Raw genomic sequence first — 21,515 nt, forward strand, 5'->3', positions numbered from 1 at the left:
GATCTCTTTTTATTGAAGTGTGCCGATGATAGCGGATTTTGGCTTAAATTCCACCATAAATCTAACTGGCAAAATTTTCAAATTTGAAGCGTTTGTGACCTGTGAATTTTTGACATTTAGCTCATTTTTTATTATCACTTTTTTTAAAGCAAAGCAGTCAAAAATTTCATCTTTGTGTAAATTTAAAAAGCCAAGAGTTGTGGTGTTTTCATCTTTAAAAGCGTCTATCTGGCAAAGAAATTTTGGTTTTGGATTTGGCGAGAGAGTCATCGCCTTAGAAAATGAAATTTCTTCAAAGGCAACTATTTGATTTTTCGTATCGACCTTTGCCCAGAAGATAAACTCCTCCAGGCAAAAGGCGAAATTTAAAAGTATCGTTAGTAAGAAAAGACTTCTCGCCACTTATCTTCGTCTATCTTAAGCTCCATATTTACCTTATAAAGCCCGTCTTTGAAATTTTCATTCACGATCCTTGCATTTTTGACAAGACCTTGAACCTTTGAAGTGATAGATGAGTCGTTTAGCATCGCGTCTCTTACGGTGTCTTCAGCGTTAATCTTTACGCCATAAAGCTTACCAGCAAGCTGAGAATAAGCATCCGCCATCGCCGCTCTTTTTGCAAGAGTGACCGACTGAGCGTATGAGAGCGAATTTAGCGGAGCTATGCCCTCGCCTGTGGCTCTAAAAGTGGTCTCTTTTGGAGCGCTATCATATATCATCTTCTCTTTTTTCATCACCTCTCTAAGATCGTCTTTATCGACCTTTTGGATAACTACGTTGCGGTTTGATGTGCTAGTAGGCTCACCCATAAAGCCGTTAAATGAGCAACCGCCAAAAATAGCAACCATCAAAGCAAAAGATAAAATTTTAACCTTCATAAACAACCTTTTTTACGCTTCTATTTAAAATTTAGTAGCAAAATTTATTCCAAAAGCCCCATATCTTCGCTTGGTGCTTCGTCCTCGTCCTCGCCATCATCTGCCTTAGGGCATCTTGCGATACTTACAACATCATCGCCATCGACATTTACTACGATCACACCGCTTGTATTGCGTCCTGCTTTGCGGATGCTTTGCATATCTACTCTTATCATCTTACCACTTGATGTTAGAGCCATAAGATCTTGCTCTTCATCAACCATCACAACGCCTACTAGATCACCTGTTCTGCTTGTTAGTTTCATGCAGATGACGCCTTTGCCGCCGCGATTTGTCAAGCGGTACTCATCAGCAGTTGTGCGCTTGCCGATACCTTTTTGAGATATGCTTAAAATTTCTTGATCGTTGCTTTCGATGACTGCTGCGCCTACGACCTCATCGCCTGGCTCTTTAAATTTAATGCCAGTTACGCCGCGTGCAGTTCTTCCCATTTGGCGAACCTTGCTGATCTTAAATTTAAGGCACATACCTTTTTTGGTAACGACAAATAGCATTGTCTCATCGCTTGAGTTTGCGTCCTCTTCGGCATTTACATTATCTTCGTCGATCTCGTTTTGAAGCTCTTCAACTTCAAGTACCTCTGTCTCAACGCTTAGCTCATTTTCAGGGTCAGTTACCGGCATATCATCGTATGTCTGAGCGATGAGCGCAGTTACAAGCTCGTCGTTCTCATCGAGGCTTATCGCTCTTACGCCAACTGAGCGGATGTTTTTAAACTCACTTAAATTTGTGCGTTTTACGATGCCGTTTTTAGTGAAGAATGCTAGAGATTTACTCTCGTCAAAGTCAGTCGTTGGGATGATCGCTTTGATCTTCTCATCAGGCTGCAACTGAATCAAATTTACAACTGCTTTGCCTTTTGCTGTGCGGCTTCCCTCTGGGATCTTATAGACTTTTAGCCAGTAGAGCTGTCCGCGGTCTGTCACAAACATAAGCGTATCGTGGGTATTTGAAGTAAAGAAGCTCTCTATAAAGTCATCGTCGTATGTCGTGACCGCTACTTTACCCTTGCCGCCGCGTTTTTGCTTCTCGTACTGCTTGCTTGGCACACGCTTGATGTAACCGCGGTGAGTTATGGTTACTACCATATTTTCATTTGGTATGAGATCTTCAATGTCGATATCATCGTAGTCATCAACGATCTCGGTCACTCTTGGTACTTTAAATTTATTTTTGATCTCTAAAAGCTCTTCTTTGATCAAATTTTCAAGCAATGTCTCACTCTTTAAAATTTCATCAAGTCTTGCGATCTCAGCCATAAGCTCAGCTAGCTCGGCCTCTAGTTTTTCTCTCTCTAGGCCTGTAAGCTTGCTTAGACGCATATCAAGGATAGCATTTGCTTGAAGCTCTGAGAGGTTAAATTTACTCATCAAGCCTTCTCTAGCAACTGCCGTATCAGCACTATTTCTAATAAGCTCGATCACCTCGTCTATGTTATCAAGTGCGATCTTTAGACCCTCTAAGATGTGGGCTCTTGCGCGCGCTTTTTCAAGCTCAAATATCGTCCTTCTAATGATAACGGTTTTTCTGTGATTTAAAAATAGCTTAAGTAGCTCGATAAGGTTAAATACCTTTGGCTCTTTGTTATTAATAGCAAGCATAATAACGCCAAAAGTGCTCTCCATCGTGGTTGATTTAAAGAGATTATTTAGCACGATGTCGCTCATAGCGTCGCGTTTTAGCTCAATGACTACGCGGATGCCGTCCTTATCAGACTCATCTCTAACCTCGCTGATGCCCTCTATCTGCTTATCTTTTACAAGCTCAGCGATCTGCTCAATGAGCCTAGCTTTGTTTGTTTGATATGGTAGCTCGTCGATTACTATGACATCTTTGTTTGGCTTTTTTTCTATGTGAGTTTTGGCTCTTAGTTTGACCCTGCCACGACCTGTGCGGTAGGCTTCTATGATGCCTTTTTTGCCAAAGATGATACCGCCAGTTGGGAAGTCTGGACCTTTTATAAATTCCATCACCTCTTCAAGTGTCGCCTCTTTGTTTTCAAGAAGTAGCAAAAGACCGTCTATTAACTCGTCAAGGCTGTGTGGTGGGATATTTGTCGCCATACCAACCGCAATACCACTTGAGCCATTTAATAATAAATTTGGCACACGGCTAGGCAAAACATCTGGCTCGACCTCTCTATCGTCGTAGTTTGGCACAAAATCAACCGTATCTTTGTCGATATCTTTTAAAAGCTCTTCAGTAAGCATGGTCATTCTAGCTTCGGTATAACGCATCGCAGCTGCGCTGTCGCCGTCAATTGAGCCAAAGTTTCCTTGTCCATCAACGACTGGATAGCGCATAGAAAATTTCTGAGCCATACGAACAAGTGCGTCATAAACCGCTGTGTCGCCGTGTGGGTGGTACTTACCGATGACTTCACCGACGATACGAGCTGACTTCATATAGGCACTTCTGCTGCCAACGCCGAGGTTATCCATAGCGTATAAAATTCTTCTATGAACTGGCTTTAATCCGTCTCTAGCGTCAGGCAAAGCACGTCCGACGATGACGCTCATAGAGTAGTCAAGATAGCTATTTTTTATAGAATCTTCGATATCAACTGAAGCGATATCTTGAGTTAATTCAAGTAGATTGTCTTTCATTTTTATCCTTAAATTTAGCTTGTGGGATTTTAGCTAAAAATTGATAAAAACTTGCTAAATAGCAAATCAGCGACTTTGGCAATAGTGCTATGAAAATTTAGTCTAAAATTTTTTCTATCTGCTCTTTTTTAAGAATAAAATCATAGCTAAAAGCATCAACCACGACTCCAGCATAACTGCTCTCTTTTAGCATCGCAAGATACTCTTTTAGCCCTATCTCTATGCTCTCTTGCTCGCTATCGTTTCGCCAAAGCTTCATCGCCTCTTTGCTAGTAAATGCTGGAAAATAGCTAAGCTTCTCGCCCTCATCTTCAAGTAGGATAAATTTGATATTTGAGCCCTCCTCCTCATAAACTACGCCGCCATCAGGTTTTGCAAGTGCTTGGTTTAAAAGCACCGGAGCGAAAAAAGTAGCCTTTTTTAAAGCCGATATCAAATTTATCTCATTTTTCTCGCTAGGATCACTTAAAAATTTATCCATCGCTTCTTGCATTTTAGCTCCTAAAAGTCTCATCTACAGCCTGACATATCGTGTGAATGAAAAATATGTGCGACTCTTGTATCCTCGCAGTATCGCTTGAGCTAACGACTAAATTTAGATCACAATCCTCATTCATAGCGCCACCTCCTTTGCCGCTAAGCCCAAGTACCGATACGCCCATTTTCTTAGCACTTTTTATAGCTTCAAGGACGTTTTTGCTGTTGCCACTCGTTGAGATCGCCACGAGTAAGTCGCCAGACTGCGCTAAAGCCTCAAACTGACGTGAAAATACATAGTCAAAGCCGTAGTCATTGCCAATGGCCGTAAGTGCCGAAGTGTCAGTAGTTAACGCGATGCCAGGTAGTGGCTGGCGCTCGCTTTTATATCTGCCAGTTAGCTCGGCTGCAAAGTGTTGAGCGTCCGCTGCAGAGCCGCCGTTGCCACATATTAGCACCTTTTTGCCATTTTTTAGCGTATCAGCTACCATCTGGCAAGCACACTCTAGGCTACCTAGCAAATTTACATGCTCGCTAAAGATCTTTTGGTGAGCCTCGAGCTCATTTTTTATCATTGTTTTTAGCATCTTTTATCCTTTTTATTATCCCTGTTGTGCTTTTGCCCTCGACAAAGTCAATCAGCCTGACCTCTTTTACGATCTCGCTACCAACGACCTCTTTATCTTTATAATCAGCCCCTTTTACAAGCACGTCCGGCTTTATCTTTGTTATCAAATTTAATGGCGTATCCTCATCAAAAATGACGACATAATCGACAAATCCAAGCCCACTTAGCACGCAGGCTCTATCATCTTGCGAATTTATAGGCCTAGCCTTCCCTTTTAGCCTCTTAACTGAAGCGTCCGAGTTTAGGCCAACAACCAAAAGATCGCCAAGCTCTCTTGCGCGCGCTAGGTATTTTACGTGCCCGGCGTGCAAGATATCAAAGCAGCCATTTGTGAAAACGACCTTTTTTTTGTCCTTTTGGCTCAAAATCTCTTCTAGTTCCTCAACGCTTTTAAGCTTGTGCTCGAAATTTGCTCCAAATGAGCTATTTAGCAGCTGCTCGATCTCACTAAAGCTAGCCGTTGCGCTACCTATCTTTGCCACGACAACAGCCGCAGCAAGGTTTGCTATCTTTATCGCCTCTTTTATATCAGCTCCGTTTGCTAGCATGTAGCCAAGTGTGGCAAGCACCGTATCTCCAGCGCCAGTGACGTCAAAGACCTCTTTTGCTTTTGCCGCAAAGATGTGTAGCTTGTCGTCATATAGCGCGATGCCCTCTTCTGATATCGTAATGAGCGAATAGGTCAAATTTAGCTCGTCTTTTAGCTGTTTTATCGCCTTTTCAAGCTCAGCCTTGTCTTTTATCTTTAAATTTGTAGCCTCGCTCGCCTCTTTTTTATTTGGCGTTAGAAGGGTTGCATTTTTGTATTTTGAGTAGTCGCTGCCTTTTGGGTCTATTAGCACTGGGATATTTAGCCTCACGCACTCGTTTATGATCTCTTGGCAGACCTTTTCGCTAAGCACGCCTTTGCCATAGTCACTTAGCAAGACGGCCTTAAAATTTGCAAGGTTTTCTTTTACTTTTAAGACAAGCTCATCTTCTAAATTTATCTTGACAACGCTCTCTTTATCTATCCTGACAACTTGTTGGTGAGATGCCATGATACGGCTTTTTATCGAGCTTTCACGCCCTTTTTCAGTAAGTATCAGCTCATCTTTTACATTTAGCTCAGCAAGTCTCTCTTTTATCTTTTTACCAGCCTCATCATCTCCTAAGACGCTAGCCACGCTCACGTTTGCGCCAAGAGATAGTAAATTTCTCACCACATTGCCAGCGCCACCAAGCGTATATGTTTCGTTATTTATCTTAACAACCTGCACTGGCGCTTCAGGCGAGATGCGCTCGCAACTACCCCAGATATAGTGGTCTAGCATAAGATCACCGACGACTAAAATTTTAACTCTCTTAGCCATTTATCTCTTCCTTATAAATTCTCTTTATCTCTGGCAAGTAGTCTTTTATCGCCTCTTCCAAGCTCCAAGTCGCGCTAAAGCCAAATGCCTCTCTAGCTGGGGCCACGTCGGCCTCGGTGTGAAACTGATACGAGCCAACAAATGGATTTTTGATATATTCGTTGCCTAAATTTACACCGATCTCACGTTGCAAGATGTCAGCGATGTCTTGAAAGCTTCTGGCCTTGCCAGTGGCTGCGTTATAGACGCCACTTGGCGCATCAAGTGCTTTTATATTTGCATCAATGATATCTTTTATATAGACAAAGTCACGTTTGATCTGGTCGCTGCCCTCAAAGAGCCTTGGGGTCTTGCCGGCTAAAATTTGAAGTCCAAACTGAAGCACCATCGAAGCAGTTTTATTTTTGAAAAACTCGCCCTTGCCAAAGACGTTAAAATACCTCAGTCCAACCACGCTCACACCGCGTTTTGCATAAATTTTATTGATATTATCCATGCTTAGTTTACTAAAGCCATAGACATTATTTGGCGCTTCACACTCACCGACAGTTTGTGGGCTCTTTGCGTTACCATAAGTGGCGCCTGAACTTGCATAGATCATCTTTGCGCCCAAACTCTCGCAGATGTCAAGCAAATTTACAAATGCGTTTACATTTGTTTTTATTAGCTCGTCTTGCTCTTTTACGGTCGTATCAGAAATCGCTGCCTCGTGGTAGATGACGTCTGGACGAAAGCTCTTTATCTTTTCAAGTGTGCTCTCATCGTTGATGTCGCCGGCGTAAATTTCACCCTTAAAACCAAGTAAATTTTTAAAATGACCAAAGCTTTTTAGGTTGCCGTTGCTAAATGTCTCGTCGTTTCTAAATTTATCCACGACAAGCACGTGAGTGTCTTTATAGTTTTCATCAAAATAATGCGCCAAGGCTGAGCCGATAAAGCCAGCACCGCCAGTTATAATTATCTTTTTTCCATTTAAATTCATAGTGATTTTTCCTTTTTTAGCTTATTTAAAACATCTCTTACATCTTTAAAATTTATGCCATCAAGCAAGAAATTTCTACCAATACCTGCCCTTTTTCCAGCCTCGACATCACTTGGCTTATCGCCTATCATGAGTGAGTTTTTAGGGTCTATGTTAAACTCTTTGCAGGCATCAAGTATCATTTTTGGATTTGGTTTTCTACAAGCGCAATCCGCCTCTGGAGCGTGTGGGCAAAAATAGACCTTGGTGATGAAAATTTGCTCTTTTTTGAAAATTTCAAGCATAAATTTATTTAGAGTGTCAAACTGCTCCTGCGTGTAGTAGCCTCTTCCGATACCTGATTGATTTGTCACGACAAAGAGCTTGTAGCCAGCCTCAGCAAATTCCCTCAACGCATCAAAAATGCCATCGATAAATTTAAAATCTTTTATCTCGTAAACATATCCAGCATCTTCGTTTATTACGCCGTCTCGATCCAGAAAAAGTGCTTTAATAGGCTCATTTTTATTCATTTGGTGATTATAGCCAAAATATTTTAACTAGCTTCTTGCGAATTTACCTTTTTGTACTATAATGCATAAACTTTTTTACAAAGGATGAAAAATGAAAAAATTACTAATTGTTTCTAGCGTTGCGGCTCTACTTTCAACTGCTGCCTTTGCTGCAGATGGTGCTGCTATCTACAAAAAATGCATCGCCTGTCATGGTGCAAAAGCTGAAAAAATGTTTAATAATAAAGTTCCAGCTTTAACATCTCTTGATGCAGCAGCTATCGAAGAGGCACTAAAGGGTTATAAAACAGGAGCAAATAAATTTGGTCTTGGCGCTATGATGAAACCAATCGCTACTCCAATGAGCGACGAAGATGCAAAAGCAGTAGCTGAATACATCCAAACTTTAAAATAATAATTAGGGGCATTCGCCCCTCCTGCATTTTTAAATTTATACTAATAATCCATAAAACATATAGTAGATGGGAATTTCTCTTTTTATATTTAAAAGTTATGAAACCTATTTTTTACTAATCTTTCTTTTTACATATTAAAATAAAACTATTCTAGTCTTCAAAGCCATAAAACAACGCTTAGAGATAGCTAAGAGCGTAAGTAAAATAGAGGCTCGTAAACTCTTTACTGAAACAAAAGACGACCAAGTGCTTCGTATGGCTTACTACTGGGCGTATCAAGGGGCTTATGATAACTGCAAAGACTTACCCTTAAACAAGTGCCCTATAACTCATCTAAACCACGATACAGCAAATCGTATGTGGTGGGCTGTAAGAAACCATCTAGGATATAAGGGAGAAAACAACACTCACGGACTATACGTATTACGCCATACAGTGGCTTCTAGGTTAGTGAGTTTGAAGGGATTTAATGCTCATAAATTGATGGCTTTTATGGGTCATACAGATATTAAAAGTAGCTTGCACTACGTTCATCTTAATATTGATGATATACGTGATGGCACAGGGGTTGGCGTTTAGTTTTTAGATGATAAAGATATGAGGCATTTGGTTGCGGAGGACGGATTTGAACCGCCGACCTTCGGGTTATGAGCCCGACGAGCTACCGCTGCTCTACTCCGCGATAAGTATTATTTTGGATTTAAAAAGTGGATGGGGTAAGAGGATTCGAACCTCTGAATGACTGGACCAAAACCAGTTGCCTTACCGCTTGGCGATACCCCAATGTTTTTAAGAGTTGTAATTATATAGATTTTAATGTGCTTTGTCAAGACTTTTTAGAATTTTAATAAAAATTAAAATTCTAAAATTAAAGCAATTTATGACTTTAGCTATAAAATTTCTCTTTGTCCTTTTGCATTCACTGGACTTAAAACCCCCATTTTCTCCATTTGCTCTATTATGTTTGCAGCTTTGTTGTAACCTATTTTTAGACGTCTTTGCAGATAACTGATCGACGTTTTTTGCTCACTTAAAATGATCTCTTTGGCCTCTTCGTAAAGCTCATCAAGTTCATCTTCTCCTAGAGTACCAGCAGCCACACTTCCGCTTGTGCCTTCTTCTATTAAAAATTTCTCATCATAAACTACATTTTGTTGCTCTTTTAAGAAATTTACAACCGTTTCTATCTCTTTTTCGCTAGCAAATGGTGCATGAAGTCTGATCACACCAGGGCTTCCTGGAGGTGTAAATAACATATCTCCGCGTCCGAGCAAGCTCTCAGCTCCCATTTGATCCAAGATGACCTTACTATCAATCCTCTGCCCTACCCTGTAACTTATCCTACTTGGCAAATTTGCTTTTATAAGGCCAGTCACGACATCGACACTTGGGCGCTGGGTTGCCACTATCAAGTGTATGCCACTAGCCCTTGCCATCTGTGCTAGACGGCCTATATAAAGCTCCACGTCCTTGCCACTAGTCATCATAAGATCAGCTAGCTCATCGATGATCACGACGATGTATGGGAACTGCTCGCCGCCCTCACTCTTCATCTTTTCGTTGTAGCTCTCTATATTTTTTGTGCGAGTTTGGCTCATTATCTTATATCTTCGCTCCATCTCAGCGACCATGTTTGAAAGCGCTGTGATCGCCTTTTTAGCCTCTGTGATAACAGGCGTCAAAAGATGTGGGATATCGTTATATATGCTAAATTCAAGCATCTTTGGATCGATCATCATTAAGCGCAAAGTTTGTGGGCTGTTTCTATAAAGCAAGCTTAAAAGCATCGCATTTATACCCACACTCTTGCCTGATCCCGTTGTACCAGCGATTAGCAAATGAGGTAGTTTTTTAAGGTCTGTCACAAAAGGGGCACCGACGATATCTTTACCAAGTGCCATAGTTAGTGGGCTACTGGCATTTTTAAAGATTTCACTCTCTAAAATTTCTTTTAGATATATAGTTTCTAAATTTTGATTTGGCACCTCGATGCCTACGACATCTTTGCCGGGGATCGGCGCTTGGATACGGATAGTTTGAGCCTTTAGTGCCATCGCTAGGTCATCTTGAAGCGTTAAAATTTTACTTACCTTGATATGTGGAGCTGGACGAAACTCAAATGTCGTGACGATAGGCCCAGTATAAGTTCTAACCACATCGCCGTCTATTTTAAACTTACGGAGCTTATCAAGCAAATTAGAAATTTGCTGATCGATTTCCGTTTCATTGACACTGTGCGAGCGTTTTGGCGGATCGTTTAAAAATTTAAGCGGTGGCAAGACAAAATTCTTTGGCTTTTCGACATTACCTCGCTCTATTTGATCAAGTAACTTCTTATTCTCAGCCACTTCGTTTAAAATTTCAACTCCATTTATAGTTGAGGCCCTACTCTCTATTTCTGACTCAGGCTCTAGCTCTTCATCTAAATTCTGCTCATCATCATTTAGTACCTGAGCTTCTATAAGATCTTCTTCTTTTATATCATTATTCTTTTGTCTTTTGCGTTCTATCTTTGGGATTTGTTTTGGTTTTATATCTTTTAAATTTTTACTCGCCTCGTAGCTTTTTGGCTCTCTATCGACAAAAGCCTTTCTTAAAACAATGATAAAATTTTCTCTAAAAGCAAGCCCAAGCGAGATAATAAACATCATAAGTATAGCAACCGCGGTGCCGATAGAGCCGATCACCTCTTTTAAGGCACTAACTATGAAATTTCCAATTATACCGCCATTTACACTTGAAGCACTCAAGGCTTGAAACATCAAAAAAGCTACAAAAAAGAGGAAAATTCCTACTAAAAACTGAGCAAAATCAAAGTCAAATTTCTTAAAATTTTTATAGACAAAATAGCCCAAAATGATCAATAAAAATGGATAAACATACGCAATAAGTCCAAAATATTTGATATTTAAAATACCAAGGCTTTGTCCAAGTGAGCCAACAAAATCAGCAGTTGGGGCAGCTGTGGAGATACCAAAATATATAAAAATGCAAACAAAAATTGTAAATAAAATATGTCGTAAAATTTTAGATCCTTTATAAAAAAGGCTTATTATAGCACGCTTGAGTTTAATTTTAAAAAATCAGCAAGCTAGGCAGCCTGCTGATTTAAATTTTAATTTAAATAATTTAGCAAGCTTAGCTGATTTATCTTCGCACTTGCTTGTAGGGTTGCTTGATAAGATAGTGAAAGCTGCGTAAATTTCAGATATGACTCCGCATAGTCTGCGTCAATTACATCATTTTTAACAGTTTGTACATTCACTTTCATTACTTCGGCTCGCTCTTTTGTAGCAGTTAAAAGTCTTGATTGAGAGCCGATCTTTGTAAGCTCTTTATTTGCATGATCTATTAAATGATCAAGCCTTTGTAATGCGCCTTGCATGCCAGTATTTCGTGGATCATTGCTATTTGCATCAGCTCTATAATATCCCTTTCTAACAGCTTCGATCATATTATCAAGGTCTTGAAAAACGCTCGTACTTGGCTCATCAATAGTTAAAGCATTATTTTCATTAAAGCTAAAGACAGAACCCTTTCCTTGAGGGTGGCCAGCATTACCAGCCGTATCTCTACCAGTGCTATCGCCATCAAATTTATCGCTATTTTTTGCATCATGCATAGTTACTTCTATGTTTGTTACTGATTTTGTCTTATCAGTTAAAACCATTCTGCCACGATCATCTAAAGTTGTCTCTACCGCGCCCTTTGTTTTTGATAAAGCCTCTTTATAGGCATTATAGTTTTGATCTCTTTTTACTTTTTCTATATCTGTATCAAAATTTGCGTTTTCTGCATGTGGAGGGTTTGGAATATTATCGCTTGCTGCCATAGCAACGATATCCATGAGCTGCCTATAAGTAAAATCACTAGCATAAGTTCTGTAACTTCCAAACTCATCTGAGTTATAAACAGTTAAAGTCCTAGGTGCAGAAGGCGTGCCACCTGGTGGTGTAGATGTTATTTCAAATTGCACTGGAGTATTTGTACCCCCTGCTGTACCCATTTTTACCTTTATATCATATTTTGTACCAGTGATTGACTTTACTTGTAAATTTATCTCTTGGTTGTCGATATTAAAGAGCTCTCTCTTTCTAGCATCAACATCTTTTGGATATAAATTTCTATCGTAGCTCTCCTTTGTACCAGAAACTTCGCTTAGCTTTGTCTGATCTGTTGCATATTCGCCCGTTCTTCTAGCTACTTGAGGTAAATTTGCGATTAGCTCATTATCTTTTCTTTCAAATCTAACCTTATCATAGTCAAATGCATTTGTCGCGTTTCCATCTTTATCGGTATATTTACTCTTTACAAACTCAGTGATATGAACCGTTTTTGGAACGTTATTCGCCATTGTTTCAAGATCTTCAAGAGAATTTACCGCATCAAGCGCGTTGTTTTGAGCGATTGCGCCGCGATTTGGTGCTACTGATGTGGCTGCAACCATATGAAAGTCAATAGTTTGATTACCTTTAGTAAGATCTTTGATATTAAATTGTCCATCGTTATTTATGCTTACATCAACAACCTTTGTTGTTTTTGTATTGCCAAATTCCATACCGATTTTTTCCATAAGTCCAGCCATTGTTGTATTTGCACTCATCTTAAATTTGCTAGTAAATGTCGTGCCGTCTGGCTTTTTGCCTTGCATGAAAAAATATGTATCTGGAAAATTTACATTTGAATTATCTAAAAAATCATAATCCGGATTTATTGTTCCATTGTAAGAGCCATCACTTCTAACCACTGAATCGCTAGCATAATTTAACCCGATCATATTTTTTATCTTGCTGTTATCGTTTAGAAATTTTGGCGCATAAGAGATGTCGGTTCTAGTTTGATCAGCTAAACGAACATTTGTGGTCAAAATTTTACTGTAATCACCGTCTTTTCCTAAAAATAGATCATATCCTGGGATATTGTAAGGAAGCTCAACCTGAGCACCAGCTGATGTTTTCATATAATCACGGTTACCTTGATACTTTCCTGCACCATCTATTGGCTTTGTATCAACAGCGCTTCCAGAAAATAAAAACTGCCCATTGACCGAAGTATTGGCTATATTTACTAGGTGATTTTTTATGCCTTGAAGGTCATTTGCCAAAGCCTCTAGCGATGTCTTACTATGCACGCTGCTAGCTGCTTGGACTACTTTTGTCTTAAAATTTTCAAGCTGTTTTTCAAACTCTTGCAATGCATTATCTGTATTTTTTGAGAAATTTACAGATTTACCAGTGGCATCAACTACTTGAGTGAGAGTAGTTGCTTCATAATCAAGCCTCATTGCATCATTATAAGTCGCAGCACCATCGTATGGATCTTGAATTTTCAAACCATTTGAGAGCTGCTTATAGCTTTTATTTACACCAGTCATATTTTTTTGGTAGTCATGCAAAGTCTGACTAAAACGTAGTTGGTTTGTTATTCTCATAATTTTTTCCTAAATTTTTATTCACTCTAAGCAAAAATGATTCCGCTTGTTTTTATATCGGTAAAAATTTGATTTTTTTTAGCACAAAAAGTTTATTGTATAATCCAACAAAAATTTATATATAAAATAGGTAAGAAAAATGGCACTAAAAATTCTCTTTTCTCCAAGCGAAAGTAAAATTTCTCTAAATACGAATAATAAATTTAATGGTAAGGATTTGATATTTCCAGAGCTTTTTAACAAAAGAGTTGAAATTTTAAATAGATACGATGAGTTTTTAAAAAATGCAAATTTAGACGATATAAAAAAGCTTTTTGGGCTAAAAGAGCTTGAAGAGAGTAAGCAGCTGCGAGAAAGCCTATCTCAAAAAGGCAGCATAAAAGCTATTTTAAGGTATGATGGAGTGGCTTATAAACATCTAAACTATCGTGGTTTAGACAATGAGGTGCAAAAATATATAGATAATAATGTTTTAATCTTTTCAAATTTATTTGGGCCTATCTTAGCAAAAGATGAGATACCAGAATACAAACTAAAGCAAGGTGAAAAGCTAGGTGGCTTTGAAATTTCAAAATTTTATGAAAAAAATTTTAGTAAAGTGGTTAATGATTTTTTGCAAAATGATGAGATTTTAGACCTTAGAGCTAAGTTTTATGAAAAATTTTACACTATAAAAAAAGAATACATAACTTTTTGTTTTGTAAAAAATAAAAAAATAGTGAGTCATCACGCAAAAGCGTATAGAGGCGAAGTCTTACGCCAGATAGCAAATAAACTTATAAAAAATAAAAATGAACTAATGAGCTTAAATTTTAAAAATTTAAGGCTTATTGATATGAAAAAGATTGGGCTAAAGACCGAGCTTATGTTTGAAATTTGCGAGTAAATTTTTAAAAAAATTGTATTTTTTGTTAAAAAAACGTAAAAAAGAGCTAAATTTAGGGAAAAAGTATTGTATTTTTTTTTAAAAGAGTGTAATATAGCCACATAACTTCTTAAAAGGATGGTTCATGAAAAAAGCTGAATTTATTCAAGCTGTTGCCGATAAGGCTGGTCTTTCAAAAAAAGATACTCTAAAAGTTGTTGATGCTACTTTGGAGACAATCCAAGCAGTTCTTGAAAAAGGCGATACAATTAGCTTTATAGGCTTTGGTACTTTCGGTACTGCTGACAGAGCTGCAAGAAAAGCTAGAGTTCCTGGAACTAAAAAAGTTATCGACGTTCCTGCTAGCAAAGCAGTTAAATTCAAAGTTGGCAAAAAACTTAAAGAAGCAGTTGCTGCTGGTGCTGCTAAAAAAGGTAAAAAGAAATAATTTCTTTTTAGGGGAGCAACTCTCCCCCTTTTTTTCTCTCACATAAAATTTAATTTCAATTTTTACTTTAGCCCGAGTGGTGAAACTGGTAGACGCGCCAGACTCAAAATCTGGTAAGGGCAACCTTGTGTCGGTTCGAGTCCGACCTCGGGCACCATTATACGCCTAAATACTTTCTAAATTTATCCGATATTATCTGCAACATCTTTAAAAAGGATTTTAGATGAATATCACATCGTTAAAATATAACTTTATAAATTTAAAAGATTTAGAAAATCCTACAGATATGCTCCATGCCTTTAAGGATAAACAAGGTTTAGAGATAAATAACAAACAAATTTCAAATTTAAAAGAAAGTATCAAAGCAAGCAAAGTTATAAACATCACTGATTCCGAGGTCAAAGAGCAAAACAGATACAAAATCCTACAAAAAGTAGAAGAAATTTTAAATAACTACTCAAAAAATCTCATCTACAGTAACAATAAAATCCACTCTGATGAACTTTCTAGAGGCTATCATTTTAGTGAGAATTCCTACTTTAAAAATATAAAAGCTTCAGATAGCATATCTACACTAAAAAGTGGATACTTAGAAAATACAAAATTTAAAAATTTAAATGATTACGCCTACTCAAACACTCTAAAAACAAAACATGGAGAAGTAGAAGTATTTTTAGATATTTATGGCGATAATGATAAACTTGGCACTACAAAATTAGAAAATAATAGCTATCTTTTTAGCTTTGATAGCAACAATGACGGCGTGCTAGATCAAAAAGATATACTCTTTGATAAGCTAAAAGTAAGGGGCTATGACAAAGACGGAAATAAAAAAATAGCAAATTTAAGCGATGTGATACCAAGGGTTGATCTTAGGCAGTTTATCAGCACAAACATCATAAATCACAACCAAGTAGAAAGAGAAGAGCTAAATCGTAAAGCAATGATCACAAATAATCCCGATCTTTACGTGAATACAAAAGATATTGATTATAGGCACTCTTACTACGCCTCAGATCCAAATACTTTGTTCGCTGCAGAAAACAGATATGAAAAGATAGAGAAAAATGATATAAATAATTTCTTTAAAAAATATGCCCAAAATGACGGCTGGGTCGATCTAAGACATAATAATATCTTTGGCAAAGATAGCTCTTTTAAAAATTTTGCCTATCTTAAAGTGGGCTTTGATGATACTGCAAGATTAAGCGAGTTTAATCCGATCATTGAGCCGAGCAAAGATTACAAAAAAGATGAAAATTTCTCATATACAAAATTTCAAAAAGATAGTTTTATGAAATTTTACAAAGATTATAACGCTGAGTTTGACGCATATAACAAGATGATAGAAAATCTTGGCAATAATTTAAAGAAATTTGAAGAAAATGCGGACGCTTATATATCAAAGCTTGAGAAGACAAAATCAGCCAAAATGATCGCGATGGAAAATGAATTTAAGCAAGCAACTGGACTTGAGTTTAGTATCTCAAATTTAAAAAAGGTAAAAAAGGCTTTTATAACAAATGAAGCCACAGCTGCCACATCTTTACAAGATAGCGATAGCGTCGTAGCTATGAAGCTAAACAAAGATGGCACCATAAGGCTAAAATTTGATAGTGGTAGAGAGATAGACGTAAAAGAGCTTTATAACGATACTGGCAAGCTAAATACATCAAGTGAGCTAAAAACTAGCATAAATTTAGAGGCAAAAGAGATGAATAATGTGCAGCTAAATAGCTTGGATTTTAAAGATATTGGCTTCATGCAAGGTGATAAAATCGTAAGTCTAAAAGATGCTGGAGCGATCGCTATTGCCAATCTATCTAATAAATTTGAGAGTAAATTTTTAATCAGTCTAAATAATGGCAAAAGCATATCTACAAGAGAAATTTATAATATCAGCTATCTTGAAAATGATTTAAAGGGCAAAGAAAAGATAGATGAGAGAGATAAATTTTATAAAAAAGTTGATATTAAGGCATAAATTTTGAGAGCAAATTTTAAAAAAGGTTTATTGTAATTTAATCTTATGGGTCCTATAATCAATTTTCCGTAAAAATTTAGATTTAAAAGAGAATGCTATGAACTTCACTCCACTTTTTGCAATTTTTTTCATAATCGCAACTGGTTTTTTTGCTAAAAAAGTCGGCATTGTTGAGCAAAAGCACTCGATCCCATTTGTGGATTTTGTCCTTTGTTTTGCAATGCCTGCGCTAATCTTTGACAAAATTTATCACGTAAACGTCGATGTTTCGCTTATAAATACAATTTTAATTGGCTTTGGCTCAACAGCTATCAGCGCTGTCATGGCATTGGTGCTTGGTAAGATTTTTAAATTTACTAAAGTAACAACTGTTAGTATGGTCATGCTAAGCCTTTTTGGTAATACCCTATTTGTCGGTATGCCTGTCATTCAAGGCTTCTTTGGCGATGCGATGGTAAATGAAGTCATCTTTTACGATCAAATAGCTACTGGTATCCCACTTTCGATCCTTGGGCCACTTATCCTCTCTTTTGCTGCACCAGAGAAGGTTTCTCTATTTCAAAATACGATGAAAATTTTAAAATTTCCACCATTTATCGCGCTTATTATGGCTCTTATCTTAAAAGAAGTCCCTTTGCCTGAGTTTATCTTTGCTCCACTTAGGATGTTTGAAGGTAGTGTTACTCCGGTGGCACTTTTTGCGATTGGTGTTGGTCTTAACTTTAGCAGTATCACAAGCTCATATAAAGGCGTTAGCGTTGTGCTTTTGTGTAAGATGATCTTGCCAGCTATCGTATTTTTTATCATATTAAAATTTTCAGGTATCCAGATGAACAAAACTTGGGTCGTTGGTCTCTTTCAATGTGCGATGCCAACATCAGCCCTTGCAAGTGCGATGGTCATAAAAGCTGGGCTTGATAGCTCGCTAGCCATCTCATCAGTGGCCATAGGCGTGCTTTTTTCATTTATCACGCTTCCAGTTATATATTTTGTATTTGCGTAAATTCACACTCACTTAACACTAAAGAGATAGTATTTCATCATATTTCATTTAAAGGAGACGTTATGAAGAAATTACTACTAGTTGCACTTGGTGCTATGTTTATGCTTGGTGGTCTTGCAAATGCTACTGAAATGATGAAAAAAGATGACATGGGCAAAGACGAGATGATGAAGAAAGAGCAGATGATGAAAGATGACATGGGCAAAAAACCCATGATAAAAAAAGATGAAATGAAAAAAGATGACATGGGCATGAAAGACGAAATGAAAAAAGACGACATGGGTATGAAAAAAGACGAAATGAAAAAAGGCATGTAAAGGTGCTTAATGGTTAGAATTTTGCTCGTTGAAGATGATGAAATTTTACTTGATCTCATCAGTGAGTATCTAAGCGAAAATGGCTATGAGGTAACTACTTCAGATAATGCCAAAGAAGCACTTGATCTCGCCTACGAGCAAAATTTCGACCTACTTATACTTGACGTCAAAATCCCACAAGGAGATGGCTTTTCACTTCTTTCTTCCTTAAGAGAGCTAGGTGTTAGCGCACCTAGCATCTTTACCACCTCACTAAATACCATAGACGATCTTGAAAAAGGCTACAAAAGTGGCTGCGACGACTATCTAAAAAAGCCATTTGAGCTAAAAGAACTACTCATACGTATACAAGCACTTCTAAAGAGAAATTTCTCTCATCACAGTGGCGATGCGATCAAAATTTCAAGCGAATTTAGCTTTCATCCGCAGAGCAAGACACTAAGCAAAGATGGCAAAAATGTAAATATCTCAAGTAAAGAGAGCGACCTACTCGCGCTATTTTTGCAAAACAAAGGCAAAATTTTAACCAAAGATGAAATTTTTAATAAAATTTGGAAATTTGACGAGGAGCCAAGCGAACTTAGCCTTCGTGTCTATATCAAAAATTTACGCCAAATTTTAGGCAAAGATGCCATTTTAAATAGGCGTGGGGACGGCTATGTCTATGTCTGAAAAGACGCAAATTTTATTTAAAATTTTATCCCTTTATCTTGTTAGCACTGTGCTATTTTTAGGATATTTTTTCATACATGACTATAAAAACAAAAAAGAAACGCTCATTTTAAACGAGGTGAAGTCTTTAAAAGAGATAAAAATGGGCATTTACATGAAAGCTAGAATGAATGGACTTGACTCAATTTCAAGTCTAACAAAAGAAAAAGGCGTGCATGCTTGCATCGTGTTAAAAAATGGCGAGAAAATTTATAAAGACTTTGACTGCCAAAAGATCGACAAAAGCAAAAATGTAAATTTGATTAGCGGCAAGGTCGCGATATTTGAAAAGATCCAGTACATGGATGACAACACCACGGACGAGCTCTCACACGCAGATATTTTTCTAGTTGGCAAAGATATCAACGGCGAAATTTTATCCTTGCAAATTTCGACCACACTAAAGGCACTCTTTTTCTTTTTTGCCCTGCTCTTTATTGCCTTTTACCTAGCAAAACTAAGCCTAAGACCGCTTTATGAAAAGATAGATACGCTAAACCGCTTTATAAAAGACTCAACACATGAGATAAATACGCCTCTAAGCGTCATCTCGATGAGTATAGAAACAGCCGATCTTGACAACCTAAATGAGCGAAATTTAAAGCGTTTTAATAATATCAGCCTTGCCGCAAAGAGCCTAAATAACATTTATGACGCGCTCGTTCATCTAAGCTTTAACCTAGACAAGCCTAGCAAAAAAGAGCTCATAGATCTAAATTTGCTAACCACACAAAGACTGAACTATTTCTCGCCATTTTTTGCCAAACGCGGACTTGAGATAGATACTAGCCTAAAGCCAAGCCTTATAAATGCAGATCTTGGGGATGTGAGCAAAATTTTAGACAACCTTCTTAGCAACGCCTCCAAATATGCAGCGCCAAATTCAAAAGTACGCATCACTTTAGAGCCAAATTTCTTTAGCATAAGTAACACCGGTCGAGGCATCAGCAGAGAGGATCAGATGAAAATTTTTGATCGTTACACGAGATTTAACGACGATCAAGGCGGCTTTGGCATAGGGCTAAATTTAGTTAAAGAGTGCTGTAAGAAAAATGATATCGTCGTAAAATGCCAAAGCGAACTTGATGGCGAGACTACGTTTTTGCTCTCTTGGCAGAGTTAAATTTTAAAATAATCCTACTTTAAATAATAAAATTTATTAAAAAAGAGAATTTATGTCCAAAATTTATTTTTGATAAATTTTATTAATATTATAATCCTTTTACAAAATCTTAATCAAGGAGAAAAGTATGAAGTTACTAGAAAAATATGGGCTTTTCATAAATGGTGAGTGGCGTGACGCAAAAGACGGCGCTACACTTGATGCAAAAAATCCAGCAAATGGCGAGCACCTTGCAAAGATCGCTGATGCTACCGAAGAAGATGTAAATGGCGCAGTTCGTGCTGCACGCGAGGCTTTTAAGAAATTTAAACACACTACAATTAGCGAGCGTGCAAAGCTGCTAAACAAGATCGCTGATATCATTGATGAGCACAAAGAGCACCTTGCAAAGGTCGAGAGTATGGATAACGGCAAACCGATCCGCGAGACGTTAAATGTTGATATTCCTTTTGCAGCAGAGCATTTTAGGTACTTTGCTGGCGTTATCATGGGCGAAGAAGGCAGCGCAAACGTCCTTGACGAGAAACAACTCTCTATCGTTTTGCGTGAGCCAATAGGTGTTGTGGGTCAGATCGTACCTTGGAATTTTCCATTTTTGATGGCAGCTTGGAAGCTAGCTCCAGTGATCGCAGCAGGCGATGCGAGCGTGTTTAAACCTTCAAGCGAGACAAGTCTAAGCGTGCTTGAGCTATTTAGGCTGATAGATAAAATTTTGCCAAAAGGTCTTATCAACATAATAACCGGAAAAGGCAGCAAGAGTGGCGAGTGGATTAAAAACCATCCAGGCCTTGACAAGCTAGCATTTACTGGCTCAACCGAGATCGGCCGAGATATCGCCATAGCAGCGGCTCGCCGTATCATCCCAGCCACACTTGAGCTTGGTGGCAAGAGCGCAAATATCTTCTTTAGCGACGCAAATTTAGACAAAGCGCTTGATGGCCTTCAGCTTGGCATTTTGTTTAACCAAGGTCAAGTTTGCTGCGCAGGTTCAAGAATTTTCGTAGAAGAGAGCTTTTATGACAAATTTATAGAGGCTGCGGTTAAGAAATTTAGCACTATAAAGGTTGGCGATCCGCTAGATCCAAATACCCAAATGGGCTCACAAATCAATAAAAAACAAGCTGAGCAAATTCTAAACTACGTCGAGATCGGCAAAAAAGAAGGTGCAAAAGTGGCAGTTGGTGGTAAAGCCTACACCGCAAATGGTTGCGACAAGGGCGCATTTGTCGAGCCAACGTTGCTAGTTGATGTGACAAACGACATGAGAGTGGCTCAAGAAGAAATTTTTGGCCCAGTTGGCGTTGTCATCAAATTTAAAGATGAAGCCGAGCTTATCAAAATGGTAAATGACAGCGAATATGGCCTAGGTGGCGGAATTTTCACGCAAGACATCACAAAAGCACTTCGCGTGGCAAGGTCTATGGAGACTGGCAGAGTCTGGATCAACACCTATAACCAAATCCCAGCAGGCAGCCCATTTGGCGGTTATAAAAACTCAGGTATCGGCCGCGAAACTCACAAGATAATCCTTGAGCACTACACTCAGATGAAAAACATCATGATTGACCTAACCGGTAAGGTTAGCGGCTTTTACGCACAATGATTTTAGGGAGCTTAGGCTCCCTTCTACTTTAAATTCCTTAAATTTTAAATATCTTTTACTAGGTTTTAACTTTATATATCGCTAGCATTACGCCAATATAGTACAGCTATACAAAAGTGTTTTCTTAACACTACATTTTT

20 protein-coding genes and 3 tRNA genes are annotated in these 21,515 nt (G+C 38.1%); 11 read left to right on the forward strand and 12 right to left on the reverse strand.

The features are described 5' to 3' along the window. Positions 1–9: 9 nt before the first annotated feature. The 8 genes from CVS95_RS00845 to gmhB all read right to left on the reverse strand — a co-directional run bounded on the left by CVS95_RS00845 (position 10) and on the right by gmhB (position 7,495). On the reverse strand, positions 10–402 hold the full coding sequence (locus CVS95_RS00845) for a hypothetical protein (protein WP_107695239.1): 393 nt from the start codon (positions 400–402) through the stop codon (positions 10–12). Beyond that, positions 378–878 carry an LPP20 family lipoprotein gene (locus tag CVS95_RS00850; RefSeq protein WP_107695240.1) on the reverse strand — a complete coding sequence of 167 codons (501 nt, stop codon included), beginning with the start codon at positions 876–878 and terminating at the stop codon, positions 378–380. The genes CVS95_RS00845 and CVS95_RS00850 overlap by 25 nt, the downstream gene beginning before the upstream one ends. Before the next feature lie 44 nt (positions 879–922). After that, positions 923–3,544, reverse strand: a complete 2,622-nt coding sequence (gene gyrA / locus CVS95_RS00855) for a DNA gyrase subunit A (protein WP_103593220.1) — start codon at positions 3,542–3,544, stop codon at positions 923–925. Between the two features lie 97 nt (positions 3,545–3,641). Next, positions 3,642–4,037: an SseB family protein gene (locus CVS95_RS00860; RefSeq protein WP_107695241.1), complete on the reverse strand. Its 396-nt coding sequence runs from the start codon at positions 4,035–4,037 to the stop codon at positions 3,642–3,644. A gap of 1 nt (position 4,038) precedes the next feature. Continuing rightward, positions 4,039–4,608, reverse strand: a complete 570-nt coding sequence (gene gmhA, locus CVS95_RS00865) for a D-sedoheptulose 7-phosphate isomerase (RefSeq protein ID WP_107695242.1) — start codon at positions 4,606–4,608, stop codon at positions 4,039–4,041. Beyond that, complete coding sequence (rfaE1, locus tag CVS95_RS00870) at positions 4,583–6,001, reverse strand: D-glycero-beta-D-manno-heptose-7-phosphate kinase (protein ID WP_107695243.1); 1,419 nt, start codon at positions 5,999–6,001, stop codon at positions 4,583–4,585. Before rfaE1 ends, gmhA begins: the two co-directional genes overlap by 26 nt. Next, positions 5,994–6,983, reverse strand: coding sequence for an ADP-glyceromanno-heptose 6-epimerase (gene rfaD, locus CVS95_RS00875; protein ID WP_107695244.1), 990 nt, complete (start codon positions 6,981–6,983; stop codon positions 5,994–5,996). The genes rfaE1 and rfaD overlap by 8 nt, the downstream gene beginning before the upstream one ends. After that, on the reverse strand, positions 6,980–7,495 hold the full coding sequence (gene gmhB / locus CVS95_RS00880; protein WP_107695245.1) for a D-glycero-beta-D-manno-heptose 1,7-bisphosphate 7-phosphatase: 516 nt from the start codon (positions 7,493–7,495) through the stop codon (positions 6,980–6,982). Before gmhB ends, rfaD begins: the two co-directional genes overlap by 4 nt. Positions 7,496–7,586: 91 nt before the next feature. Here gmhB and CVS95_RS00885 point away from each other — a divergent pair, with 91 nt between their 5' ends. Next, complete coding sequence (locus CVS95_RS00885) at positions 7,587–7,889, forward strand: c-type cytochrome (RefSeq protein WP_072594134.1); 303 nt, start codon at positions 7,587–7,589, stop codon at positions 7,887–7,889. A gap of 256 nt (positions 7,890–8,145) precedes the next feature. Further along, on the forward strand, positions 8,146–8,469 hold the full coding sequence (locus CVS95_RS00890; RefSeq protein ID WP_159071250.1) for a tyrosine-type recombinase/integrase: 324 nt from the start codon (positions 8,146–8,148) through the stop codon (positions 8,467–8,469). A 28-nt stretch (positions 8,470–8,497) separates the two neighbouring features. Here CVS95_RS00890 and CVS95_RS00895 read toward each other — a convergent pair. The 4 genes from CVS95_RS00895 to flgL form a co-directional block, all read right to left on the reverse strand. Then, positions 8,498–8,572 (reverse strand) — tRNA-Met (locus CVS95_RS00895). Positions 8,573–8,598: 26 nt separating this feature from the next. Then, positions 8,599–8,673, reverse strand: a tRNA-Gln gene (locus tag CVS95_RS00900). Positions 8,674–8,780: 107 nt separating this feature from the next. After that, positions 8,781–10,964, reverse strand: a complete 2,184-nt coding sequence (locus CVS95_RS00905; RefSeq protein ID WP_413784122.1) for a DNA translocase FtsK 4TM domain-containing protein — start codon at positions 10,962–10,964, stop codon at positions 8,781–8,783. Positions 10,965–11,005: 41 nt separating this feature from the next. Beyond that, the gene (flgL, locus tag CVS95_RS00910) at positions 11,006–13,321 is read right to left on the reverse strand and encodes a flagellar hook-associated protein FlgL (protein WP_107695248.1); all 2,316 of its coding nucleotides are present in this window, start codon (positions 13,319–13,321) and stop codon (positions 11,006–11,008) included. 139 nt (positions 13,322–13,460) lie between these two features. Between flgL and CVS95_RS00915 the strand changes: the two genes are divergently transcribed. From CVS95_RS00915 to CVS95_RS00955, 9 genes are all read left to right on the forward strand, one after another. Next, complete coding sequence (locus CVS95_RS00915) at positions 13,461–14,207, forward strand: YaaA family protein (RefSeq protein ID WP_107695249.1); 747 nt, start codon at positions 13,461–13,463, stop codon at positions 14,205–14,207. Positions 14,208–14,331: 124 nt separating this feature from the next. Next, positions 14,332–14,634, forward strand: coding sequence for an HU family DNA-binding protein (locus CVS95_RS00920; protein WP_012001719.1), 303 nt, complete (start codon positions 14,332–14,334; stop codon positions 14,632–14,634). A gap of 70 nt (positions 14,635–14,704) precedes the next feature. Continuing rightward, positions 14,705–14,791, forward strand: a tRNA-Leu gene (locus CVS95_RS00925). 66 nt (positions 14,792–14,857) lie between these two features. Then, a complete protein-coding gene (locus tag CVS95_RS00930) occupies positions 14,858–16,618 on the forward strand; it encodes a response regulator (RefSeq protein ID WP_107695250.1) in 1,761 nt (586 codons plus the stop codon). A gap of 97 nt (positions 16,619–16,715) precedes the next feature. Next, positions 16,716–17,621, forward strand: a complete 906-nt coding sequence (locus tag CVS95_RS00935; RefSeq protein ID WP_085657464.1) for an AEC family transporter — start codon at positions 16,716–16,718, stop codon at positions 17,619–17,621. 62 nt (positions 17,622–17,683) lie between these two features. Then, positions 17,684–17,938: a pyruvate kinase gene (locus CVS95_RS00940; RefSeq protein ID WP_054196512.1), complete on the forward strand. Its 255-nt coding sequence runs from the start codon at positions 17,684–17,686 to the stop codon at positions 17,936–17,938. 9 nt (positions 17,939–17,947) lie between these two features. Beyond that, the gene (locus CVS95_RS00945) at positions 17,948–18,610 is read left to right on the forward strand and encodes a response regulator transcription factor (RefSeq protein ID WP_107695251.1); all 663 of its coding nucleotides are present in this window, start codon (positions 17,948–17,950) and stop codon (positions 18,608–18,610) included. Continuing rightward, entirely contained in the window at positions 18,603–19,772 is a 1,170-nt protein-coding gene (locus CVS95_RS00950) for a sensor histidine kinase (RefSeq protein WP_107695252.1), read from the forward strand. The genes CVS95_RS00945 and CVS95_RS00950 overlap by 8 nt, the downstream gene beginning before the upstream one ends. 127 nt (positions 19,773–19,899) lie before the next feature. Continuing rightward, positions 19,900–21,375, forward strand: a complete 1,476-nt coding sequence (locus tag CVS95_RS00955; RefSeq protein ID WP_107695253.1) for an aldehyde dehydrogenase family protein — start codon at positions 19,900–19,902, stop codon at positions 21,373–21,375. Positions 21,376–21,515 lie beyond the last annotated feature (140 nt).

Source organism: Campylobacter concisus (assembly GCF_003048905.1).
In the GTDB taxonomy this organism is placed as follows: Bacteria; Campylobacterota; Campylobacteria; order Campylobacterales; family Campylobacteraceae; genus Campylobacter_A; species Campylobacter_A concisus_V.

Excerpts from the sequence above, each read along its gene's own strand:
- CVS95_RS00935 (WP_085657464.1), top strand. The coding sequence starts at position 16,716 with ATGAACTTCACTCCACTTTTTGCAATTTTTTTCATAATCGCAACTGGT.
- rfaE1 (WP_107695243.1), bottom strand. The coding sequence starts at position 6,001 with ATGGCTAAGAGAGTTAAAATTTTAGTCGTCGGTGATCTTATGCTAGAC.
- flgL (WP_107695248.1), bottom strand. The coding sequence starts at position 13,321 with ATGAGAATAACAAACCAACTACGTTTTAGTCAGACTTTGCATGACTAC.
- gmhA (WP_107695242.1), bottom strand. The coding sequence starts at position 4,608 with ATGCTAAAAACAATGATAAAAAATGAGCTCGAGGCTCACCAAAAGATC.
- gmhB (WP_107695245.1), bottom strand. The coding sequence starts at position 7,495 with ATGAATAAAAATGAGCCTATTAAAGCACTTTTTCTGGATCGAGACGGC.
- CVS95_RS00890 (WP_159071250.1), top strand. The coding sequence starts at position 8,146 with ATGGCTTACTACTGGGCGTATCAAGGGGCTTATGATAACTGCAAAGAC.
- CVS95_RS00860 (WP_107695241.1), bottom strand. The coding sequence starts at position 4,037 with ATGCAAGAAGCGATGGATAAATTTTTAAGTGATCCTAGCGAGAAAAAT.
- gyrA (WP_103593220.1), bottom strand. The coding sequence starts at position 3,544 with ATGAAAGACAATCTACTTGAATTAACTCAAGATATCGCTTCAGTTGAT.
- CVS95_RS00940 (WP_054196512.1), top strand. The coding sequence starts at position 17,684 with ATGAAGAAATTACTACTAGTTGCACTTGGTGCTATGTTTATGCTTGGT.
- CVS95_RS00930 (WP_107695250.1), top strand. The coding sequence starts at position 14,858 with ATGAATATCACATCGTTAAAATATAACTTTATAAATTTAAAAGATTTA.
- CVS95_RS00955 (WP_107695253.1), top strand. The coding sequence starts at position 19,900 with ATGAAGTTACTAGAAAAATATGGGCTTTTCATAAATGGTGAGTGGCGT.
- CVS95_RS00915 (WP_107695249.1), top strand. The coding sequence starts at position 13,461 with ATGGCACTAAAAATTCTCTTTTCTCCAAGCGAAAGTAAAATTTCTCTA.
- CVS95_RS00920 (WP_012001719.1), top strand. The coding sequence starts at position 14,332 with ATGAAAAAAGCTGAATTTATTCAAGCTGTTGCCGATAAGGCTGGTCTT.
- rfaD (WP_107695244.1), bottom strand. The coding sequence starts at position 6,983 with ATGAATTTAAATGGAAAAAAGATAATTATAACTGGCGGTGCTGGCTTT.
- CVS95_RS00850 (WP_107695240.1), bottom strand. The coding sequence starts at position 878 with ATGAAGGTTAAAATTTTATCTTTTGCTTTGATGGTTGCTATTTTTGGC.
- CVS95_RS00885 (WP_072594134.1), top strand. The coding sequence starts at position 7,587 with ATGAAAAAATTACTAATTGTTTCTAGCGTTGCGGCTCTACTTTCAACT.
- CVS95_RS00945 (WP_107695251.1), top strand. The coding sequence starts at position 17,948 with ATGGTTAGAATTTTGCTCGTTGAAGATGATGAAATTTTACTTGATCTC.
- CVS95_RS00950 (WP_107695252.1), top strand. The coding sequence starts at position 18,603 with ATGTCTGAAAAGACGCAAATTTTATTTAAAATTTTATCCCTTTATCTT.